Below are 15,491 nucleotides of genomic sequence, written 5' to 3' on the forward strand. Positions count from 1 at the left end.
CTCATTTGAAAGGAACGCCCATGTCCGGCATCGAGATCCAGAAGGTCACCGCACACATCGGCGCCCGCGTCTTTGGCATCGACATCTCCAAGCCGCTCGACGAGGAGAGCGCCGCCGCGGTCCGCGAGGCACTCAACGTCCACAAGGCGCTCGTCTTCGACGACGTGCACCTCGACGACGCGAGCCAGCAGGCCTTCGTCCGCCATCTCGGCGACGTCACGACCGCTCATCCGACGGTCTCGTCCGTCGACGGCGTCCCGAACGTCCTGCCGGTCGACAGCGAGCGGGGCCGTGCCGCAAACCACTGGCACACCGACGTCACGTTCGTCCTCAACCCGCCGCAGGCCAGCACCCTGCGCAGCATCACGCTGCCGCCGTACGGGGGCGAGACCCTGATCGCTTCCTCCGCGGCCGCCTACCGTCAACTGCCCGAGTCCCTGCGGCAGTTGGCGGACACCCTGTGGGCCGAGCACACCAACGACTACGACTACGCCGTGCCGGACGAGGAGATCGACGAGGACCAGGCCGCCCAGCGCGCCCAGTTCACGTCGATCAAGTACCGCACGGTCCACCCGGTGGTCCGCGTCCACCCGCTGACCGGTGAGCGGGGGCTGTTCATCGGCGGCTTCGCGCAGCGCATCGTGGGCCTGTCGCCGTCGGAGTCCCGCAAGGTCCTCGATCTGCTCCAGGCGTATGTCACCCGGCCGGAGAACATCCTGCGCCACCGCTGGTCGCCGAAACAGCTCGTCCTCTTCGACAACCGCATCACCCAGCACTACGCCGTCGACAACTACGACGGCCGCCCGCGCCGTCTGCACCGGGTGACCGCCGCCGGTGACATCCCGGTCGGCGTCGACGGCAAGGAGAGCTACTCGATCGAGGGGGACGCCTCGCACTACACGCCCGTGGCCGCGTAGTCACTCCCCGCACCGGCGGTGTCCGGATACTGGGCGGTCTCTCCTCGTGAGCGGAGAGGCCGCCCAGACTGTGGGCGTTTTGCCCATCTACTGCACTGGACGAGCCGCGCGCATGCCGAACAGCACCACCCCGGTCGAGACGCCGCCCCGAGCGGCCGACGCCACGTTGTCCCACAGCCTCAAGCAGCGCCATCTGTCGATGATCGCCCTCGGCGGCGTCATCGGCGCAGGACTGTTCGTGGGCTCGGGCGCGGGCATCGCCGCGGCCGGACCCTCGATCGTCGTCGCCTACGCCCTCTCCGGCCTCCTCGTGATGCTGGTGATGCGGATGCTGGGCGAGATGTCGGCGGCGTATCCCTCGTCGGGCTCCTTCTCGGCGCACGCCGAGCGTGCGATCGGCCCGTGGGCGGGCTTCACCGCGGGCTGGTCCTTCTGGGTGCTGCTCTGCACGGCCGTGGGCCTGGAGGGCATCGGCGCCGCGAAGATCGTGACGGGGTGGCTGCCGGGGACGCCCGAGTGGGCCTGGGTGGCGCTGTTCATGGTCGTCTTCTGTGTCGCGAACCTGGCCGCCGTGAAGAACTTCGGCGAGTTCGAGTTCTGGTTCGCGGCCCTGAAGGTGGGCGCGATCTCCCTGTTCCTGGTGCTGGGCGTGCTGGCGATCGCGGGCGTGCTGCCCGGCACGGACGCGCCCGGCGCCGCGAACCTCTCCGACTTCCTCCCCAACGGCAGCGAGGGCCTGATCGTCGGCGTGCTCGCCTCGATCTTCGCGTACGGCGGTCTGGAGACGGTCACCATCGCGGCGGCTGAGTCGCAGGACCCGGTGCGGGGTGTGGCGAGCGCGGTGCGCACGGCGATGTGGCGCATCGCGGTGTTCTACGTCGGCTCGATGGCGGTCGTCGTGACGCTGGTGCCGTGGGACTCGGCGGAGGTCGTCGAGCACGGCCCGTACGTCGCCGCCCTCCACCGCCTGGGCATCCCGGGCGCCGGGCAGCTCATGAACGTCGTCATCCTCGTGGCGCTGCTGTCCGCGATGAACGCCAACATCTACGGCTCCTCGCGGATCGCCTTCTCCCTCGTCCGGCGCGGTCAGGGGCCCAAGGCGCTGGGACGGGTCTCGGGCGGTGTGCCGCGCGTCGCCGTGCTCGCGTCGTCGGTCTTCGGCTTCGTCTGCGTCGTGCTCAGCTACTGGCGCCCGGACGACGTCTTCCCCTGGCTGCTCAACATGATCGGCGCGGTGATCCTCGTCGTCTGGATCTTCATCGCGGTGTCGCAGCTGCGGCTGCGGGCCCGCCTCGAGCGCGAGGCGCCGGAGAAACTGGCGGTCCGGATGTGGGCGTACCCGTGGCTGACCTGGGTCGCCCTGGCGGGCATGGCGGCGGTCTTCGTCCTGATGGCACGGGAGCCGGACACGCGCGTGCAGCTCTACTACACCGGCGCCATGACCGTGGTGCTGGCGGCGACGGGGTACGCCTGGCAGCGGGCGCGTGCTCGCACCTGATCGACCACTTGTTCCGAAAGGCCCCCGCGGTGCACCCGCGGGGGCCTTCTTGTTGCTAGCGTGTACTTGCAAGCCTTTTGCAATAAGAGGTCGGAGGGGACCTGTCATGCCCGTCTACACGCTTCCTGAGCTGCCGTACGACTACTCCGCGCTCGCCCCCGTGATCAGTCCCGAGATCATCGAGCTGCACCACGACAAGCACCACGCGGCCTATGTGAAGGGCGCGAACGACACGCTGGAGCAGCTGGCCGAGGCGCGGGACGCGGAGAGCTGGGCGGCGATCAACGGGCTGGAGAAGAACCTCGCCTTCCACCTGTCCGGGCACATCCTGCACTCGATCTACTGGCAGAACATGACCGGCCCGAAGGACGGCGGCGGCGAGCCGCTGGCCGCCGACGGGGTCGGTGACCTCGCCGACGCGATCACCGAGTCCTTCGGTTCCTTCGCCGGGTTCAAGGCGCAGCTGACGAAGGCCGCCGCCACCACCCAGGGGTCCGGGTGGGGTGTGCTGGCGTACGAGCCGCTGAGCGGGCGGCTCGTCGTCGAGCAGGTCTACGACCACCAGGGGAACGTGGGGCAGGGCGCCACCCCGATCCTGGTCTTCGACGCCTGGGAGCACGCCTTCTACCTGCAGTACAGGAACCAGAAGGTCGACTTCATCGACGCCATGTGGGCCGTCGTCAACTGGCAGGACGTGGCGCGGCGTTACGAGGCCGCCAGGTCCCGGGCGGACGTCCTGCTGCTCGCCCCGTAAGACGTCCTGCCTCGTGATCGTCTTCTCACCCTTCACGCGGCAGGCGGAATGACGGAAGCCCCCGCGAGGACGTGACTCGCGGGGGCTTCCCATGGGCGTGCGAGCGCTCAGGGCTTGCGGCCCACGCCTCCGTGCTGGCCGATCGGCGTCGTGTCCGCGCCCGGCTCCGGGCGCCACAGCGGCACCGAGACGATGCCGGGGTCCACCAGGTCGAGGCCCTCGAAGTAGCCCTCGATCTGCTCGACGGGACGCAGGAAGTAGGGCACGGCGCCGGTCTCGTTGTAGGCGTCCTGCGCCGCCTCGTAGGCCGGGTCGGTGCCGCGGGAGCCGTCGTTGATGCAGAGATGGCTGCCGGAGGGCAGTCCGGACAGCAGGGTGCGGACCAGGTCACGGGCGCGCTCGTAGCCGTCGACGTGGCCGAGGATGCCGCTGAGGATCAGGGCGGTCGGCTGCGTGAGGTCGAGGGTGCGGCCCGCTGCCGCGAGGATGCTCTCGGGCTCGTACAGGCTCAGGTCCTCGTACGCCGTCGTCCCCTCGGGTGTGGAGGTGAGCAGGGCGCGCGCGTGGGCGAGCACCAGGGGGTCGTTGTCGACGTAGACGATCTTCGACTCGGGGGCGTGGCGCTGGGCGACCTCGTGGGTGTTGTCCACGGTGGGCAGGCCGGTGCCCACGTCGAGGAACTGGCGGACGCCCGCCTCCAGCACCAGGTACCGGATGCTGCGCCCGAGGAAGGCGCGGCTGCTGCGGGCGATGGTGACGATGCCGGGGAAGACACCGGCGTAGTCGTCGCCGGCCGCCTCGTCCACGGGGTAGTTGTCCTTGCCGCCCAGCCAGTAGTTCCAGATGCGGGCCGAATGGGGTACCGAGGTGTCGATCTCCGTCATACGGCCATCCTCCTACGCGGACGCCTGTTCGCACGGCACGTTCAGGGAGATCAGCCCGACCGACTCGGCGTCCATGCGCAGCTCGGTGACCGCGGCGTTGCGCAGCTGCGGCAGGGCGCGGCGGTAGTGCGCGAGCGGGATGGACAGGAAACGGCACAGGATCAGCCGTAGCAGGGTGTTGTGGGCGACGACCAGGACTCGTTCGCCGTCGTGCGCGGCGGCGATGCGCCGCAGGGCGGCGGCGCCCCGGTCGGCGGCGGCCCGGGGGTCCTCGGCGCCGGGGAAGGGATGGGCGACCGGGTCGGCGCGGAAGGCCGCCGCGGCCACCGGGTCCTGCGCGGTGAACTCGGCGAGCGTACGGCCCTCCATCACCCCGAAGTCGCATTCGCGCAGCTCGTGCTCGCGGTGCGGGGTGAGTCCGAGGGCGCGGCAGGCGGGCTCCGCGGTGGCGATCGCCCGGGACACGGTGGAGGTCCAGATCGCGTCGACGGGATGGGCCCCGGCCCACCGCCCGAGCGCCTCGGCCTGCGCGCGCCCCGTCTCGGTGAGCGCCACGTCGCTCACGCCGGCGTAACGGTTCTCGGCATGCCACACGGTCTGCCCGTGCCGGGCCAGCAGAAGGGTCGTCGTCATGAGTCCGAAGTATCCCGGGGAGGGGCTCCGCCCATGGCAGCACGAAACCGATCGTGAACGCGGGCGGCAACCGGGACCGGGGGCCGGCTGCGGGCCGCCGGCTCGCCGACCAGGCGGGCGCAGGGCGGTGCGGGCGGGGCGGGATTCGGGGTGGGTGCTCATGCGGGCCAAACGGCGGCCCCCTCAACCCGACGCATCCCGGTACGCGGCCTCGCCCGAGGGCAGCCGGAGCCGGTCTCGCGCACGCGCCGCCACCGGAACCGGCAGCCCCAGCCTCGCGCCGCCGGCTCGTCGACCAGGCAGGCGCAGGGCGGTGCGGGCGGAGCGGGATTCGGGGTGGGTGCTCATGCGGGCCAAGCGGCGGCCCCCTCAACCCGACGCATCCCGGTGCGCGGCCTCGCCCGAGGGCAGCCGGAGCCGGTCACGCGCACGCGCCGCCACCGGAACCGGAAGCCGGCTGCGTGCCGCCGGCTCGTCGGCCAGGCGGGCGTGGGGCACGGCGAGCAGGGCGGTGCGGGTGGGGTCGGCTGCGAGACGGATATCGATGCGGACGCGGCGGCCCCTCAGCCCGACGCATCCCAGTGCGCGGCTCCGTCCTGGGTCGTCCGGAGTCGGGCGCGTGCATGTGCCGCCACCGGAGTCGGGAGCCAGCCGCGGGCTGTCAGTTCGTCGATCAGGCGGGTGTAGGGCTCGGTGAACAGGGCGGTGCGGGTGGGGTGGGGTTCGAGGTGGGTGGTGATGCGGACCATGTGGGTGGCGATCTCGGGGAGGGGGCCTGCGCCTGTGCCGTGGGCGGCGAGGGCGGCCATGCCGAGGGCCGGTTCGGTCTGCTCCGGTACGTGCGCCGGGCGGCCGAGGACGTCGACGCGCAGCTGGTTCCAGTACGGGCTGCGGGCGCCGCCACCGGTGAAGGTGAGCGGGCCGTCCAGCGGGGCGCCCAGGTGGTGCAGGTAGTCCAGGCAGAGCCGTTCGGTGAAGGCGACGCCCTGCAGCAGCGCGGCCCACAGGTCGGCGTCCCCGGCCGGCTCACCCAGCACGAGCGCGGTGGCGTCCGGTGCCAGGAACGGGAACCGCTCACCGGGTGACACCAGGGGGTAGGCCACCGCGCCCGCGGGCTCGTGCGCGGCCGCCAGCGCGTCCATGGCCGCCGGGTCGGCGCCCGCGAAGGCCGCGGTCAGCACTCCGGCCCCCACGCTGGACGCCCCGCCGGGCAGCCAACTCCCGTCCGGCGCACGGTGGTTGTAGACCACGCCGGTCGGGTCACGGACCGGTTCGGCGCTCGCGCCCTTGAGGACGAGCGTCGTGCCGAGGACCGAGTTCCAGGAGCCGGGCCGCAGCGCCCCGGACGCGATCTGCGCGGCGCAGCCGTCGGTCATGCCCGCGATCACGGGCGTACCGGCGGGGATGCCGGTGGCCTCGGCGGCCTCGGCGCACACCTCACCGAGCAGGGTGCCGGGCCGTACGACCTCGGGAAGCATCTCCCGGGGCAGGCCCATCACGTCCGGCCACGCCTCGCGCTCGACGTCGTAGGCCGTCTTGAGGGCGTGGCTGGAATCCGTCGGTACCGGTGTGCCGATCAGCCGGGCGGTGACCACGTCGGGCTGGTGGGTGATCCGCCCGGGACCGTAGGTCTCGACGAGCCAGCGCGCCTTCGGCAGCGCCCAGGTGTCCTGCACGGCGAGCCCCGCCGCCCGCGCCCGCGCCCCCTGCTCCGCGGCCCGCCGGTCGTCGTACATGAGCGCGGGGCTCAGCGGCCGTCCGGCCCGGTCCGTGAGCAGCACCGTCCCGGACGTCCCGCACACCGCGAGCCCGCGGATGCGCACGCCCCGCGCCGGGCCCAGCGCGGCCCGCGACGCGGCGCACACCCCCTCCCACCACTCCCCCGGATCCTGCTCGTGCCGCTCCCACTCCCGGCGCCCGCCGACCGGGGCCGACCCGCTGCCGAGGACCGTCCCGTCCGCGGTCACCGCCAGCACGCGGACGCTCTGCGTCCCCAGGTCGATTCCCAGCCACGCCTCACGCTCGCCCAGCATCCGTACCTCCCGGACATCTCGGACCGGCCTGTGAACTTCACGTCTGTCTTCGATATTGACCCGCGATTTTCGCTTGCGCGAGGGATTGACGCGCAACTTCCGCCGTTACACCCTCTGTTAGCGAGTCGACTCGACATGTCAACCCACTCAACCGCACCCGGGGCCCGACCCCACGTGGAGGTCACGGATGGACATGCACGTGCACGACCGCCGACGATTCCTGGCCCTGACCGCGGGGGCCGCCGCGACCCCGTTGCTCGCCGCCTGCGGGGCCGGTTTCGGCGGGGACGACAAGAAGAGCGACGGCTCGGCGGCGGACGACGTCACCGGCTCCTTCGACTGGAAGCGGGAGAAGGGCACGACGGTCAAGGCGCTGCTGAACAAGCACCCCTACACCGACGCCCTGATCGCCGACCTGAAGTCCTTCACCGCCAAGACCGGCATCAAGGTCGAGTACGACGTCTTCCCCGAGGACAACTACTTCGACAAGCTCACCGTGGACCTGTCCAGCGGACGCGCCTCCTACGACGTCTTCATGCTCGGCGCCTACATGGTGTGGCAGTACGGCCCGCCCGGCTGGCTGGAGGACCTAGGCCCCTGGATGCGCAACTCCTCGGCCACCGGCGCCGAATGGGACCAGGCCGACTTCTTCCCCAACCTCCTCCAGGCCGACCAGTGGTCGCTGAAGGCGGGCGCCCCGCTCGGACAGGGCGGGCAGTACGCGCTGCCGTGGGGCTGGGAGACGAACGTCGTCGCCTACAACACCGAGGTCTTCAAGAAGCTGGGCCTGAAACCGGCCGAGACCTTCGACGAGCTGCGCGAGATCGCCGGCGCCGTCAAGAAGAAGGCGCCGGGCGCCGGCTACGACGGCATGTACGGCATCGCCGTGCGCGGCTCCCGCAGCTGGGCCACCATCCACCCCGGCTTCATGACCATGTACGCCCGCAACGGCCTGCACGACTTCACCGTCGACGGCGGCAAGCTCAAGCCCGCCATGAACACCCCTCAGGCGATCGCGTTCACCGAGGACTGGGCGGGCATGGTCAAGCAGGGCGGGCCGCCGTCATGGACGTCGTACACCTGGTACCAGTGCTCCAGCGACCTGGGCGCGAAGAAGGCGGGGATGCTCTTCGACGCGGACACGGCCGCCTACTTCCAGGCCGTGAAGGGGGCGAGCCCCGCCTCCGGGAAGATCGCCTTCCACCCCGGTCCGAAGGGCCCTGACGGCTCGCTGGCCACCAACATGTGGATCTGGTCGCTCGGCATGAACGCCAAGTCCAAGAAGAAGAGCGCCAGTTGGCTGTTCCTGCAGTGGGCGACCGGCAAGGAGCACCTGCGCAAGGCCGCCATCACCGACGACCACATCGACCCCGTACGCAAGTCGATCAGCCAGGACGCGGCCTACAAGGACAAGATGCGGCACCTGCCGGGCTTCCTCGACACCTTCGAGACGGTCGTCGACCAGACGAAGATCCAGTTCACCCCGCAGGAGCAGTTCTTCGACGCCACCACCAGCTGGGCCGCGGCCCTCCAGGAGATCTACGGCGGCAAGAACGCGAAGTCGGTCCTGAACGGCCTGGCGAACGACCTCGCCGCCAAGGTGGACTGAGCACCATGGGCTGGCGCCTCACTCTTCGCCCGTACTTCCTGATCGTCCCGGCGCTGCTGCTGACCTGCGGAATCCTCTATCCCTTCGGACTCGGGCTCTACTACACGCTGTTCGACTTCTCGGCGAGCAAACCGCAGCCGGACATGGTGCGGTTGCAGAACTACGAGACCGTCTTCACGCAGGACGCGTTCTGGAACTCGGCGTGGGTGACCGTCCTGTACGCGGTCGGGGCAGCGGCCGTGGAGACCGTGCTCGGGGTCGCCGTCGCCCTGCTGCTGCACCGCTCCTCGCCGGCGGGCAGGGTGCTGGAGAAGATCCTCATCCTGCCGCTGATGATCGCCCCGGTGATCGCCGCGATCATCTGGAAACTGATGCTCCAGCCGTCGGTCGGGGTGGTGAACCACCTGCTGAAACCCTTCGGCCTCGGGGGAGTTCAGTGGACGGACACCCCGACGGGCGCACTCCTGTCGTCGATCGCCGTGGACGTCTGGGTCTACACCCCGTTCGTGGCGATCCTCGCCCTGGCCGGTCTGCGGTCGCTGCCCACCTCCCCGTTCGAGGCGGCGGCCGTGGACGGCGCGGGCTGGTGGTACACCTTCCGGCGGCTGACCCTGCCCATGCTGTGGCCGTACGTCCTGGTCGCGGTGATCTTCCGGTTCATGGACTCGCTGAAGGTCTTCGACATCATCTACGCCCTCACCGAGGGCGGCCCCGGCGACTCGACCGTGGTCCTGCAGATCCGGGCCTATCTGGAGGCGATCCGCTTCCAGCGCTACAGCTTCGGCATCAGCTACACGATCGTGCTGTGGGCCGTGGTCCATCTCGCCGCGATGGTGCTCGTACGCCATCTCGGCAGGATCCAGCGGAAGGCGGCCGAGGCGAAATGAACCTGCGCAAACGCCTGTTGGGCGCTCTCGCGGACCTCGCCCTGATCCTCTACTTCGTCTTCGCGCTGTTCCCGATCGCCTGGATGGTGATTCTCTCGCTGAAGCCCGCCAACCAGCTCTTCAGCACCTACTTCTCCTTCACCCCAACGCTCGGCTCCTACCGGACGGTCCTCGGAGACAGCGAGGGCATCCCGTTCGTGCGGTTCTTCGTCAACAGCCTGGTGGTGTCGGTGGGGGCGGTGCTGCTGTCGCTCCTGGTCGGGCTGCCGGCCGCGTACGCCTCGGCGCGCTGGCGGTTCAAGGGCTCGGAGAACCTGATGTTCACGCTGCTGTCGTTCCGGTTCGCGCCCGAACTGACCGTGATCATCCCGCTGTTCGTGCTGTATCAGAAGCTCGGCCTGTTCGACACGTACGTCGGCATGATCTGGGTCCTGCAGCTGGTGACGCTCCCGCTGATCGTGTGGATCATGCGGTCCTACTTCGCCGATCTGACCCCGGAGCTGGAGCAGGCGGCCCTGCTGGACGGCTACACCCGCAAGCAGGCCTTCTTCAAGGTGGCCCTGCCGCTGGTCAAGCCGGGTATCGCGGCGGTGTCGCTGCTGGCCTTCATCTTCGCCTGGAACAACTTCGTCTTCCCGCTGATCCTCACCTCCAACGAGGCGCAGACCGTGACCGTCGGCGCCCTGTCCTTCCTCGGCGGCGACCGCCCCAAGTACAACCTGACGGCCGCCGCGGCCCTGATCTCGGTCGTACCCCCGCTGCTGCTGGCCCTGACCATCCAGCGCTATCTAGTGCGGGGCCTGTCCTTCGGGGCGGTGAAGTCATGATCGGGCTGCGCGGCATCCACAAGACGTACGGAAAGACCACCGCCCTGGACGGGCTCGAACTCGACGTACGGGAAGGGGAGTTCTTCTGTCTGCTCGGCCCGTCCGGCGCCGGCAAGACGACCACCCTGAAGACCGTCGCCGGTCTTGAGCGGCCCGACTCCGGCACCGTCCTGCTCGACGGGAAGGACATGGCGGGCGTCGAACCGTACGACCGGGGCGTGGCGATGTGCTTCGAGAGCTACGCCCTCTACCCGCACCGATCGGCCTACGACAACCTCGCCTCCCCGCTGCGCTCGCCCCGCCACCGGCTGCCCGCCGCCGAGGCCCGCGAGCGCATCGGCGCCATCGCCGAACTCCTCGGCATCAGCGGCCTGCTGGACCGCCGGGTCGGCCAGTTGTCCAACGGCCAGCGGCAGCGCATCGCGCTCGGCCGGGTGCTGGTGCGGCCCGCCCGCGCCTTCCTGCTCGACGAGCCGCTCAGCCACCTCGACGCCAAACTCCGCCAGCAGATGCGCGCGGAACTCAAGGCGATCGGGGCGGTACAGCACACCACCACCCTCTACGTCACCCATGACTCCGTCGAGGCCCTGGCACTCGGCGACCGGATCGGGGTGATCCGGGACGGGCGGATCGTGCAGACCGGGACCCGGGAGGAGATCTGGTACCGGCCCTGCGACACGGAGGTGGCGCGGGCGTTCGGCCGGCCGCGGATCAATCTGCTGCCGGGGGTGGTGACGGACGACGGCGGATTCCGGACCGCGGACGGGAAGGTGGAGCTGCCGCTCACGGCGAAGGCACAGCCCGGGACGGACGTCCTGGTCGGCCTGCGCCCCCGGGACATCGTGCTGGGCGGCGCCGCGGGCCATGAGCTGACCGGCACCGTCTATGTCACCGAGGTCCTCGGCCGCGGCGTCGAGGTGACCGTCCGGCTGGGCGAGCAGCAGGTGTCGCTGGTGGCGCCGCGCGGCGACACGACGGGCCTCGGTCCCGACGATCCGGTACGGCTGACGGTCCGGCCTGAGAACCTGCTGCTGTTCGAGGCCGACCGGCCCGGGCGCCCAGGACGACTGATCGGGACACGATGAGCAGCAACAGCAGCGGTGGCGGCGCACAGCAGCAGGGACCCGCGGCCCGGCAGGCCGCCATGGCCGAGCTGGTCCTGGCCGACGGATCGGCCACGGCGGCCGAGCTCGCCGAGCGGTTCGGGGTGAGCCTGATGACCATCCACCGCGACCTCGACGAGCTCGAACGGCAGGGAATCGTACGGAAGTTCAGAGGCGGCGTGACCGCGCAGCCCTCCGGTGTCTTCGAGTCCAACGTCCAGTACCGGCTCAAGACCATGCGCGCCGAGAAGGCGGCCGTCGCCGAGCACGCGCTGAAGTCCATAGAACCCGGCATGGCGATCATGCTGGACGACTCCACCTCCACCCTGGAGATAGCCCGCCGCCTGAGGCACGGCGACATCACCCCGCTGACGGTCGTCACCAACTTCCTGGAGGCGATCAACCTCCTCGCCGACCAGCGGGGCATCCATCTGATGGCCCTCGGCGGCGACTACGACCCGCTGCACTCCTCCTTCCTCGGCGTCTCCTGCGTCGAGGCGATCGAGCAGCTGCGCGTGGACGTGTGCTTCGCGTCCACGTCCGCCGTGCACGGGGGTTACGCCTACCACCAGGAACAGCACATCGTGTCGGTGAAGCGGGCCATGCTCGACGCGGCCGCCCGCAACGTCCTGCTCATCGACCACACCAAGCTCGCCCGGGCCGCCCTGCACCGGGTGGTCCCGCTGTCCCGCTTCGATCTGCTCCTCGTCGACGACGGGGCGTCGGCGGAGGCGCTGCGGGACCTGGACGAGCACAAGGTCCGTTACGAGATCTGCGCCACGACCGGCACGAAGGGCAGCGATGACCGAGCTGGAACTACGTGATCTGCGCAAGACGTTCCGTTCCCGCGGCCGGCCGCCGGTGGACGCCGTGCGCGGCATCGACCTCGCACTGCGCTCCGGGGAGCTGCTCGGGCTGCTGGGCCCCTCCGGGTGCGGCAAGTCCACCACCCTGCGGATGATCGCGGGCCTGGAGAGCGTGAGCGGCGGGGACATCCTGGTCGGCGGGACATCGGTGATCGACCGCCCCGCCCAGGCCCGCAACATCGGGGTCGCCTTCGAGAACTACGCGCTCTACCCCCCGCTGACGGTCGCGGAGAACCTGGCCTTCGGGCTGAAGGCACGCAGGGGGAACGCCCGGGGTGACGTCCAGCGCAAGGTCGCCGAGATCGCCGACCGCGTCGACCTCACCGGCATCCTCGACGCCCGCCCGGCGGGCCTGTCCAGCGGCCAGAAGCAGCGCGTCTCGCTGGCCCGCGCACTGGTCCGCGAACCGGACGTACTGCTCCTCGACGAACCCCTCTCCCACCTCGACGCCGCCCAGCGCGACACCACACGCCGCGAGCTCAAGCGCATCCAGCGGGACTTGGGGCACACGACGATCCTGGTCACCCACGACCAGGAGGAGGCCCTCTCCCTCGCCGACCGGATCGCCGTGATGAAGGACGGCGTCATCCAGCAGATCGGCACGCCGTACGAGATCTACGACAGCCCCGCCAATCTGTTCGTCGCCGACTTCGTGGGCGAGCCCGCGATCAATCTGCTGCCGGGGACCGTCACGGACGACGGCCGCGCCCGCCTCTCCGACTCCGTGCACCTCGCCCTTCCCGTGCCGGTGACGCAGGGCCGCGAGGTGGTCGTCGGCGTCCGCCCGGAGGATCTGAGCCTCACCGGCGAGGACGGCCTGCCCGCCCGGGTCGTCGCCCACGAACCCCTGCTGGAGGCGGGTGTCGCCACCCTCGCCCTGGACGGTGTCGAGCGCCCCCTCGTCGTCCTCACCGGCCCCGAGGTGCGCCTCGCCCACGACGAACAGGTGCGCGTCGCCGCCGACACCCGCCTGACCCATGTCTTCGACGCCGAGACAGGAGAGCTGCTGCGATGAGCGAGCCCGTACGAGTCGTCGCCGCCGGCGACCACTTCATCCTGCCGTCGCTCGTCACGGCGGCGATCGCCCACGAACTCGACTGCGACGTGAGGGAACTGACGCTCGGCTGGCCACTGGAGCCCTTCGGTCCGGTCGCCGAGGTGACCGAGGCCAGCGACGCCGAGGACGAGCTGATCGACGCGCTCGCCGGCGCCCAGGTGCTGGTCACCCAGATGGGCCCGGTCACCGAGCGGGTCCTCGGTGCCTGCCCGGACCTGCGGCTGGTGGTCGTGTGCCGGGGCGGCCCGGTCAACGTCAACCTGGACGCGGCCAAGCGGCACGACGTCCGCGTCTGCTTCGCGCCCGGACGCAACGCCGCCGCCACCGCCGAGTTCACCGTCGGCCTGATGCTGGCCGCGCTGCGCCGCATCCCGCAGGCACACAACCTGCTCGCCGGGCAGGGGAGTTGGGAGGGGGCGACGTACTACACGTACGAACACAGCGGTCTGGAGCTGGAGGACCTGCCCGTCGGGCTCGTCGGCTACGGCGCCGTCGGCAGCCGGGTGGCCCGCGCCCTGTGTGCCTTCGGCGCGCAGGTGATGGTCCACGACCCCTATGTGCGCGGCGAGATCCACGGACTGCGGCTGTCCTCGCTCGACGAACTCCTGCGCCGCTCCCGGGTGATCACCCTGCACGCCCGGCTCACCGCCGAGACCCGCGGGCTGATCGGCGCGCGCGAGCTGGAACTTCTGCCGCGGGGTGCGGTGGTCGTGAACGCGGCGCGCGGCGGGCTGCTGGACCAGGACGCGCTGTGCGACGCCCTGGAGAGCGGCCGGCTGTCGGCGGCCGCCCTCGACACCTATGCGACGGAGCCGCTGCCCGCCGGCTCGCGGCTACACGCGCTCGCCGAACGCGTCGTCCTGACCCCGCACCTGGGCGGGGCGTCCCAGGCGGTCGCGGAGAAGGCGGCCCGGATCGCCGCCGAAGAGGTGGGGCGCTGGGTGCGCGGGGAGCCGCTGGCGCACTGTCTGACCTGACGAGCCGGGAGGCGAGATGTACGTCGGTATCGATGTGGGCACGTCCATGGTGAAGGCCGCCGCGTTCGACGGCGACGGGCGTGAACTGGCCGTCGAGGCACGCCCGGTGGGTCTCGCGCTGCGCGGGGGCGTGGTCGAGCAGGACATGGAGGAGGTGTACGCGGCCGTCGTCGACGTGCTCGGCACACTGACCTCGCGGGTGGCCGCGCCGGTGGAGCTGGCCGGGCTGACCGGGCAGGGCGACGGGGTGTGGCTGGTCGACAAGGAGGGCCGCCCGGTGCGGCCCGCGGCCTCCTGGATGGACGGACGGGCGCACGAACTGCTCGACCAGTGGCTGGCCGACGGCACCTTCGAGACGGTGTTCCGGCGGACCGGCAGCGCCATGTTCCCCGGGTGCCCGGGCCCGCTCCTTGCCTGGTTCGACCGCTACGAGCCCGCCTCGCTCGATGCCGCGGCCACGGCTCTGTACTGCAAGGACATGGTCTTCCGCCGGCTCACCGGGGCCCCGGCGACGACGGACGTCTCGGACGCGTCGATGCCGTTCCTCGATCCGCGCACGCGGACGTACGACAACCGGGTCGTGGAGCTGCTGGGTCTCACGCACCGCCGCGGTCTGCTCGCCCCGGTCGGCGACCCGATCGCGACGGCCGAGGCACGCGAGGGGCTGCCGGCCGGGACACGGATCGCGAACGGGCCGTACGACCTGCCGTCCTGTGCGCTCGGCGCGGGGGTGACCGATCCCGGTGACGGTCTGCTGATCGTCGGCACCTGTCTGGCCAGTCTCGTCGCCACGACCGATCTGGACCTGTCCGGTGAGCCGGCCGGCCTGTACATCTCCACCGACCGTCCCGGGCAGTGGCTGCGCGCCATGCCCGCGATGGTCGGCACGGCGGCGCTCGACTGGGTGCTCACCACGACCGGCGTCGGGCACGAGGAGGTCGACGGCCTGCTCGCGGACACCCCGCCGGGCGCGAACGGCGTGCGGGTCCTGCCGTACTTCGCCCCGTCCGGCGAGCGCGCGCCCTTCGTGGAACCGCGGCTGCGCGCCGAACTCACCGGTGTATCACTGGAGTCCACCAAGGCCGACCTGGTCCGCGCCACCTGTGAGGGCATCGGCTTCGCGGCCCGGCACTGCCTTCAGGCGGCCGGGCTGACCGGTTCGCTCGCGGTGTGCGGCGGCGGGACCCGCAGCCCCGCCTGGATGCGGCTGCTCGCCGACGTGCTGGGCCGTCCGCTGCGGGTCGTCGAAGGCGAGGTGGGCGCGCGGGGCGCGGTGCTGGCGGCGGCGGAGCGGTACGGGGTCGCGCTGGACGCGGCGGTGTGGACCGAGCCGACGGCGGTCGTGGAGCCGGACGCGGCGCGCTCGGCGTACTACGCGAAGGCCTACGAGGACCATCTGGCCCGGCTGGCGCAGGCGCGCGGCCGGGCGCGTGCATGAACGACCCG

The 15,491-nt window shown here is 71.2% G+C and carries 14 protein-coding genes; 11 read left to right on the forward strand and 3 right to left on the reverse strand.

Annotation, left to right across the window (positions count from 1 at the left end):
• The first annotated feature begins 20 nt into the window (after window positions 1-20).
• From MQN93_RS05715 to MQN93_RS05725, 3 genes are all read left to right on the forward strand, one after another.
• Window positions 21-917: a TauD/TfdA dioxygenase family protein gene (locus MQN93_RS05715; RefSeq protein WP_242708578.1), complete on the forward strand. Its 897-nt coding sequence runs from the start codon at window positions 21-23 to the stop codon at window positions 915-917.
• Between the two features lie 112 nt (window positions 918-1,029).
• The gene (locus MQN93_RS05720) at window positions 1,030-2,415 is read left to right on the forward strand and encodes an amino acid permease (RefSeq protein WP_242708579.1); all 1,386 of its coding nucleotides are present in this window, start codon (window positions 1,030-1,032) and stop codon (window positions 2,413-2,415) included.
• 106 nt (window positions 2,416-2,521) lie between these two features.
• A complete protein-coding gene (locus MQN93_RS05725; protein WP_242708580.1) occupies window positions 2,522-3,169 on the forward strand; it encodes a superoxide dismutase in 648 nt (215 codons plus the stop codon).
• 107 nt (window positions 3,170-3,276) lie between these two features.
• Here the strand turns inward: MQN93_RS05725 and MQN93_RS05730 are convergent, their stop codons facing one another.
• The 3 genes from MQN93_RS05730 to MQN93_RS05740 all read right to left on the reverse strand — a co-directional run bounded on the left by MQN93_RS05730 (window position 3,277) and on the right by MQN93_RS05740 (window position 6,719).
• Window positions 3,277-4,053, reverse strand: coding sequence for an SAM-dependent methyltransferase (locus MQN93_RS05730; RefSeq protein WP_016435156.1), 777 nt, complete (start codon window positions 4,051-4,053; stop codon window positions 3,277-3,279).
• Window positions 4,054-4,065: 12 nt separating this feature from the next.
• The gene (locus MQN93_RS05735) at window positions 4,066-4,686 is read right to left on the reverse strand and encodes a histidine phosphatase family protein (protein WP_242708581.1); all 621 of its coding nucleotides are present in this window, start codon (window positions 4,684-4,686) and stop codon (window positions 4,066-4,068) included.
• A 563-nt stretch (window positions 4,687-5,249) separates the two neighbouring features.
• On the reverse strand, window positions 5,250-6,719 hold the full coding sequence (locus MQN93_RS05740; RefSeq protein WP_242708582.1) for an FGGY-family carbohydrate kinase: 1,470 nt from the start codon (window positions 6,717-6,719) through the stop codon (window positions 5,250-5,252).
• 187 nt (window positions 6,720-6,906) lie between these two features.
• On the opposite strand from MQN93_RS05740, the gene MQN93_RS05745 reads away from it, so the two are divergent.
• Genes MQN93_RS05745 through MQN93_RS05780 form a run of 8 tightly spaced genes read left to right on the forward strand, consistent with a single transcriptional unit; the run spans window position 6,907 to window position 15,483 of the window.
• Complete coding sequence (locus tag MQN93_RS05745) at window positions 6,907-8,328, forward strand: ABC transporter substrate-binding protein (RefSeq protein WP_242708583.1); 1,422 nt, start codon at window positions 6,907-6,909, stop codon at window positions 8,326-8,328.
• A 5-nt stretch (window positions 8,329-8,333) separates the two neighbouring features.
• Window positions 8,334-9,215, forward strand: a complete 882-nt coding sequence (locus MQN93_RS05750) for a carbohydrate ABC transporter permease (protein WP_242708584.1) — start codon at window positions 8,334-8,336, stop codon at window positions 9,213-9,215.
• Entirely contained in the window at window positions 9,212-10,042 is an 831-nt protein-coding gene (locus MQN93_RS05755; RefSeq protein WP_242708585.1) for a carbohydrate ABC transporter permease, read from the forward strand. Before MQN93_RS05750 ends, MQN93_RS05755 begins: the two co-directional genes overlap by 4 nt.
• Window positions 10,039-11,127: an ABC transporter ATP-binding protein gene (locus MQN93_RS05760; protein WP_242708586.1), complete on the forward strand. Its 1,089-nt coding sequence runs from the start codon at window positions 10,039-10,041 to the stop codon at window positions 11,125-11,127. Before MQN93_RS05755 ends, MQN93_RS05760 begins: the two co-directional genes overlap by 4 nt.
• Entirely contained in the window at window positions 11,124-11,969 is an 846-nt protein-coding gene (locus MQN93_RS05765) for a DeoR/GlpR family DNA-binding transcription regulator (RefSeq protein WP_242708587.1), read from the forward strand. The genes MQN93_RS05760 and MQN93_RS05765 overlap by 4 nt, the downstream gene beginning before the upstream one ends.
• Window positions 11,947-13,026: an ABC transporter ATP-binding protein gene (locus MQN93_RS05770; protein WP_242708588.1), complete on the forward strand. Its 1,080-nt coding sequence runs from the start codon at window positions 11,947-11,949 to the stop codon at window positions 13,024-13,026. The genes MQN93_RS05765 and MQN93_RS05770 overlap by 23 nt, the downstream gene beginning before the upstream one ends.
• The gene (locus tag MQN93_RS05775; RefSeq protein ID WP_242708589.1) at window positions 13,023-14,045 is read left to right on the forward strand and encodes a 2-hydroxyacid dehydrogenase; all 1,023 of its coding nucleotides are present in this window, start codon (window positions 13,023-13,025) and stop codon (window positions 14,043-14,045) included. The genes MQN93_RS05770 and MQN93_RS05775 overlap by 4 nt, the downstream gene beginning before the upstream one ends.
• Window positions 14,046-14,061: 16 nt before the next feature.
• The gene (locus MQN93_RS05780) at window positions 14,062-15,483 is read left to right on the forward strand and encodes an FGGY-family carbohydrate kinase (RefSeq protein WP_242708590.1); all 1,422 of its coding nucleotides are present in this window, start codon (window positions 14,062-14,064) and stop codon (window positions 15,481-15,483) included.
• The last annotated feature ends 8 nt before the right edge of the window (window positions 15,484-15,491 follow it).

Source organism: Streptomyces spinosisporus (assembly GCF_022698145.1).
GTDB lineage: Bacteria > Actinomycetota > Actinomycetes > Streptomycetales > Streptomycetaceae > Streptomyces > Streptomyces spinosisporus.

Coding starts and splice junctions, on each gene's coding strand:
- MQN93_RS05735 (WP_242708581.1), bottom strand. CDS start 4,686: ATGACGACGACCCTTCTGCTGGCCCGGCACGGGCAGACCGTGTGGCAT.
- MQN93_RS05715 (WP_242708578.1), top strand. CDS start 21: ATGTCCGGCATCGAGATCCAGAAGGTCACCGCACACATCGGCGCCCGC.
- MQN93_RS05740 (WP_242708582.1), bottom strand. CDS start 6,719: ATGCTGGGCGAGCGTGAGGCGTGGCTGGGAATCGACCTGGGGACGCAG.
- MQN93_RS05770 (WP_242708588.1), top strand. CDS start 11,947: ATGACCGAGCTGGAACTACGTGATCTGCGCAAGACGTTCCGTTCCCGC.
- MQN93_RS05730 (WP_016435156.1), bottom strand. CDS start 4,053: ATGACGGAGATCGACACCTCGGTACCCCATTCGGCCCGCATCTGGAAC.
- MQN93_RS05755 (WP_242708585.1), top strand. CDS start 9,212: ATGAACCTGCGCAAACGCCTGTTGGGCGCTCTCGCGGACCTCGCCCTG.
- MQN93_RS05760 (WP_242708586.1), top strand. CDS start 10,039: ATGATCGGGCTGCGCGGCATCCACAAGACGTACGGAAAGACCACCGCC.
- MQN93_RS05780 (WP_242708590.1), top strand. CDS start 14,062: ATGTACGTCGGTATCGATGTGGGCACGTCCATGGTGAAGGCCGCCGCG.
- MQN93_RS05750 (WP_242708584.1), top strand. CDS start 8,334: ATGGGCTGGCGCCTCACTCTTCGCCCGTACTTCCTGATCGTCCCGGCG.
- MQN93_RS05725 (WP_242708580.1), top strand. CDS start 2,522: ATGCCCGTCTACACGCTTCCTGAGCTGCCGTACGACTACTCCGCGCTC.
- MQN93_RS05765 (WP_242708587.1), top strand. CDS start 11,124: ATGAGCAGCAACAGCAGCGGTGGCGGCGCACAGCAGCAGGGACCCGCG.
- MQN93_RS05745 (WP_242708583.1), top strand. CDS start 6,907: ATGGACATGCACGTGCACGACCGCCGACGATTCCTGGCCCTGACCGCG.
- MQN93_RS05775 (WP_242708589.1), top strand. CDS start 13,023: ATGAGCGAGCCCGTACGAGTCGTCGCCGCCGGCGACCACTTCATCCTG.
- MQN93_RS05720 (WP_242708579.1), top strand. CDS start 1,030: ATGCCGAACAGCACCACCCCGGTCGAGACGCCGCCCCGAGCGGCCGAC.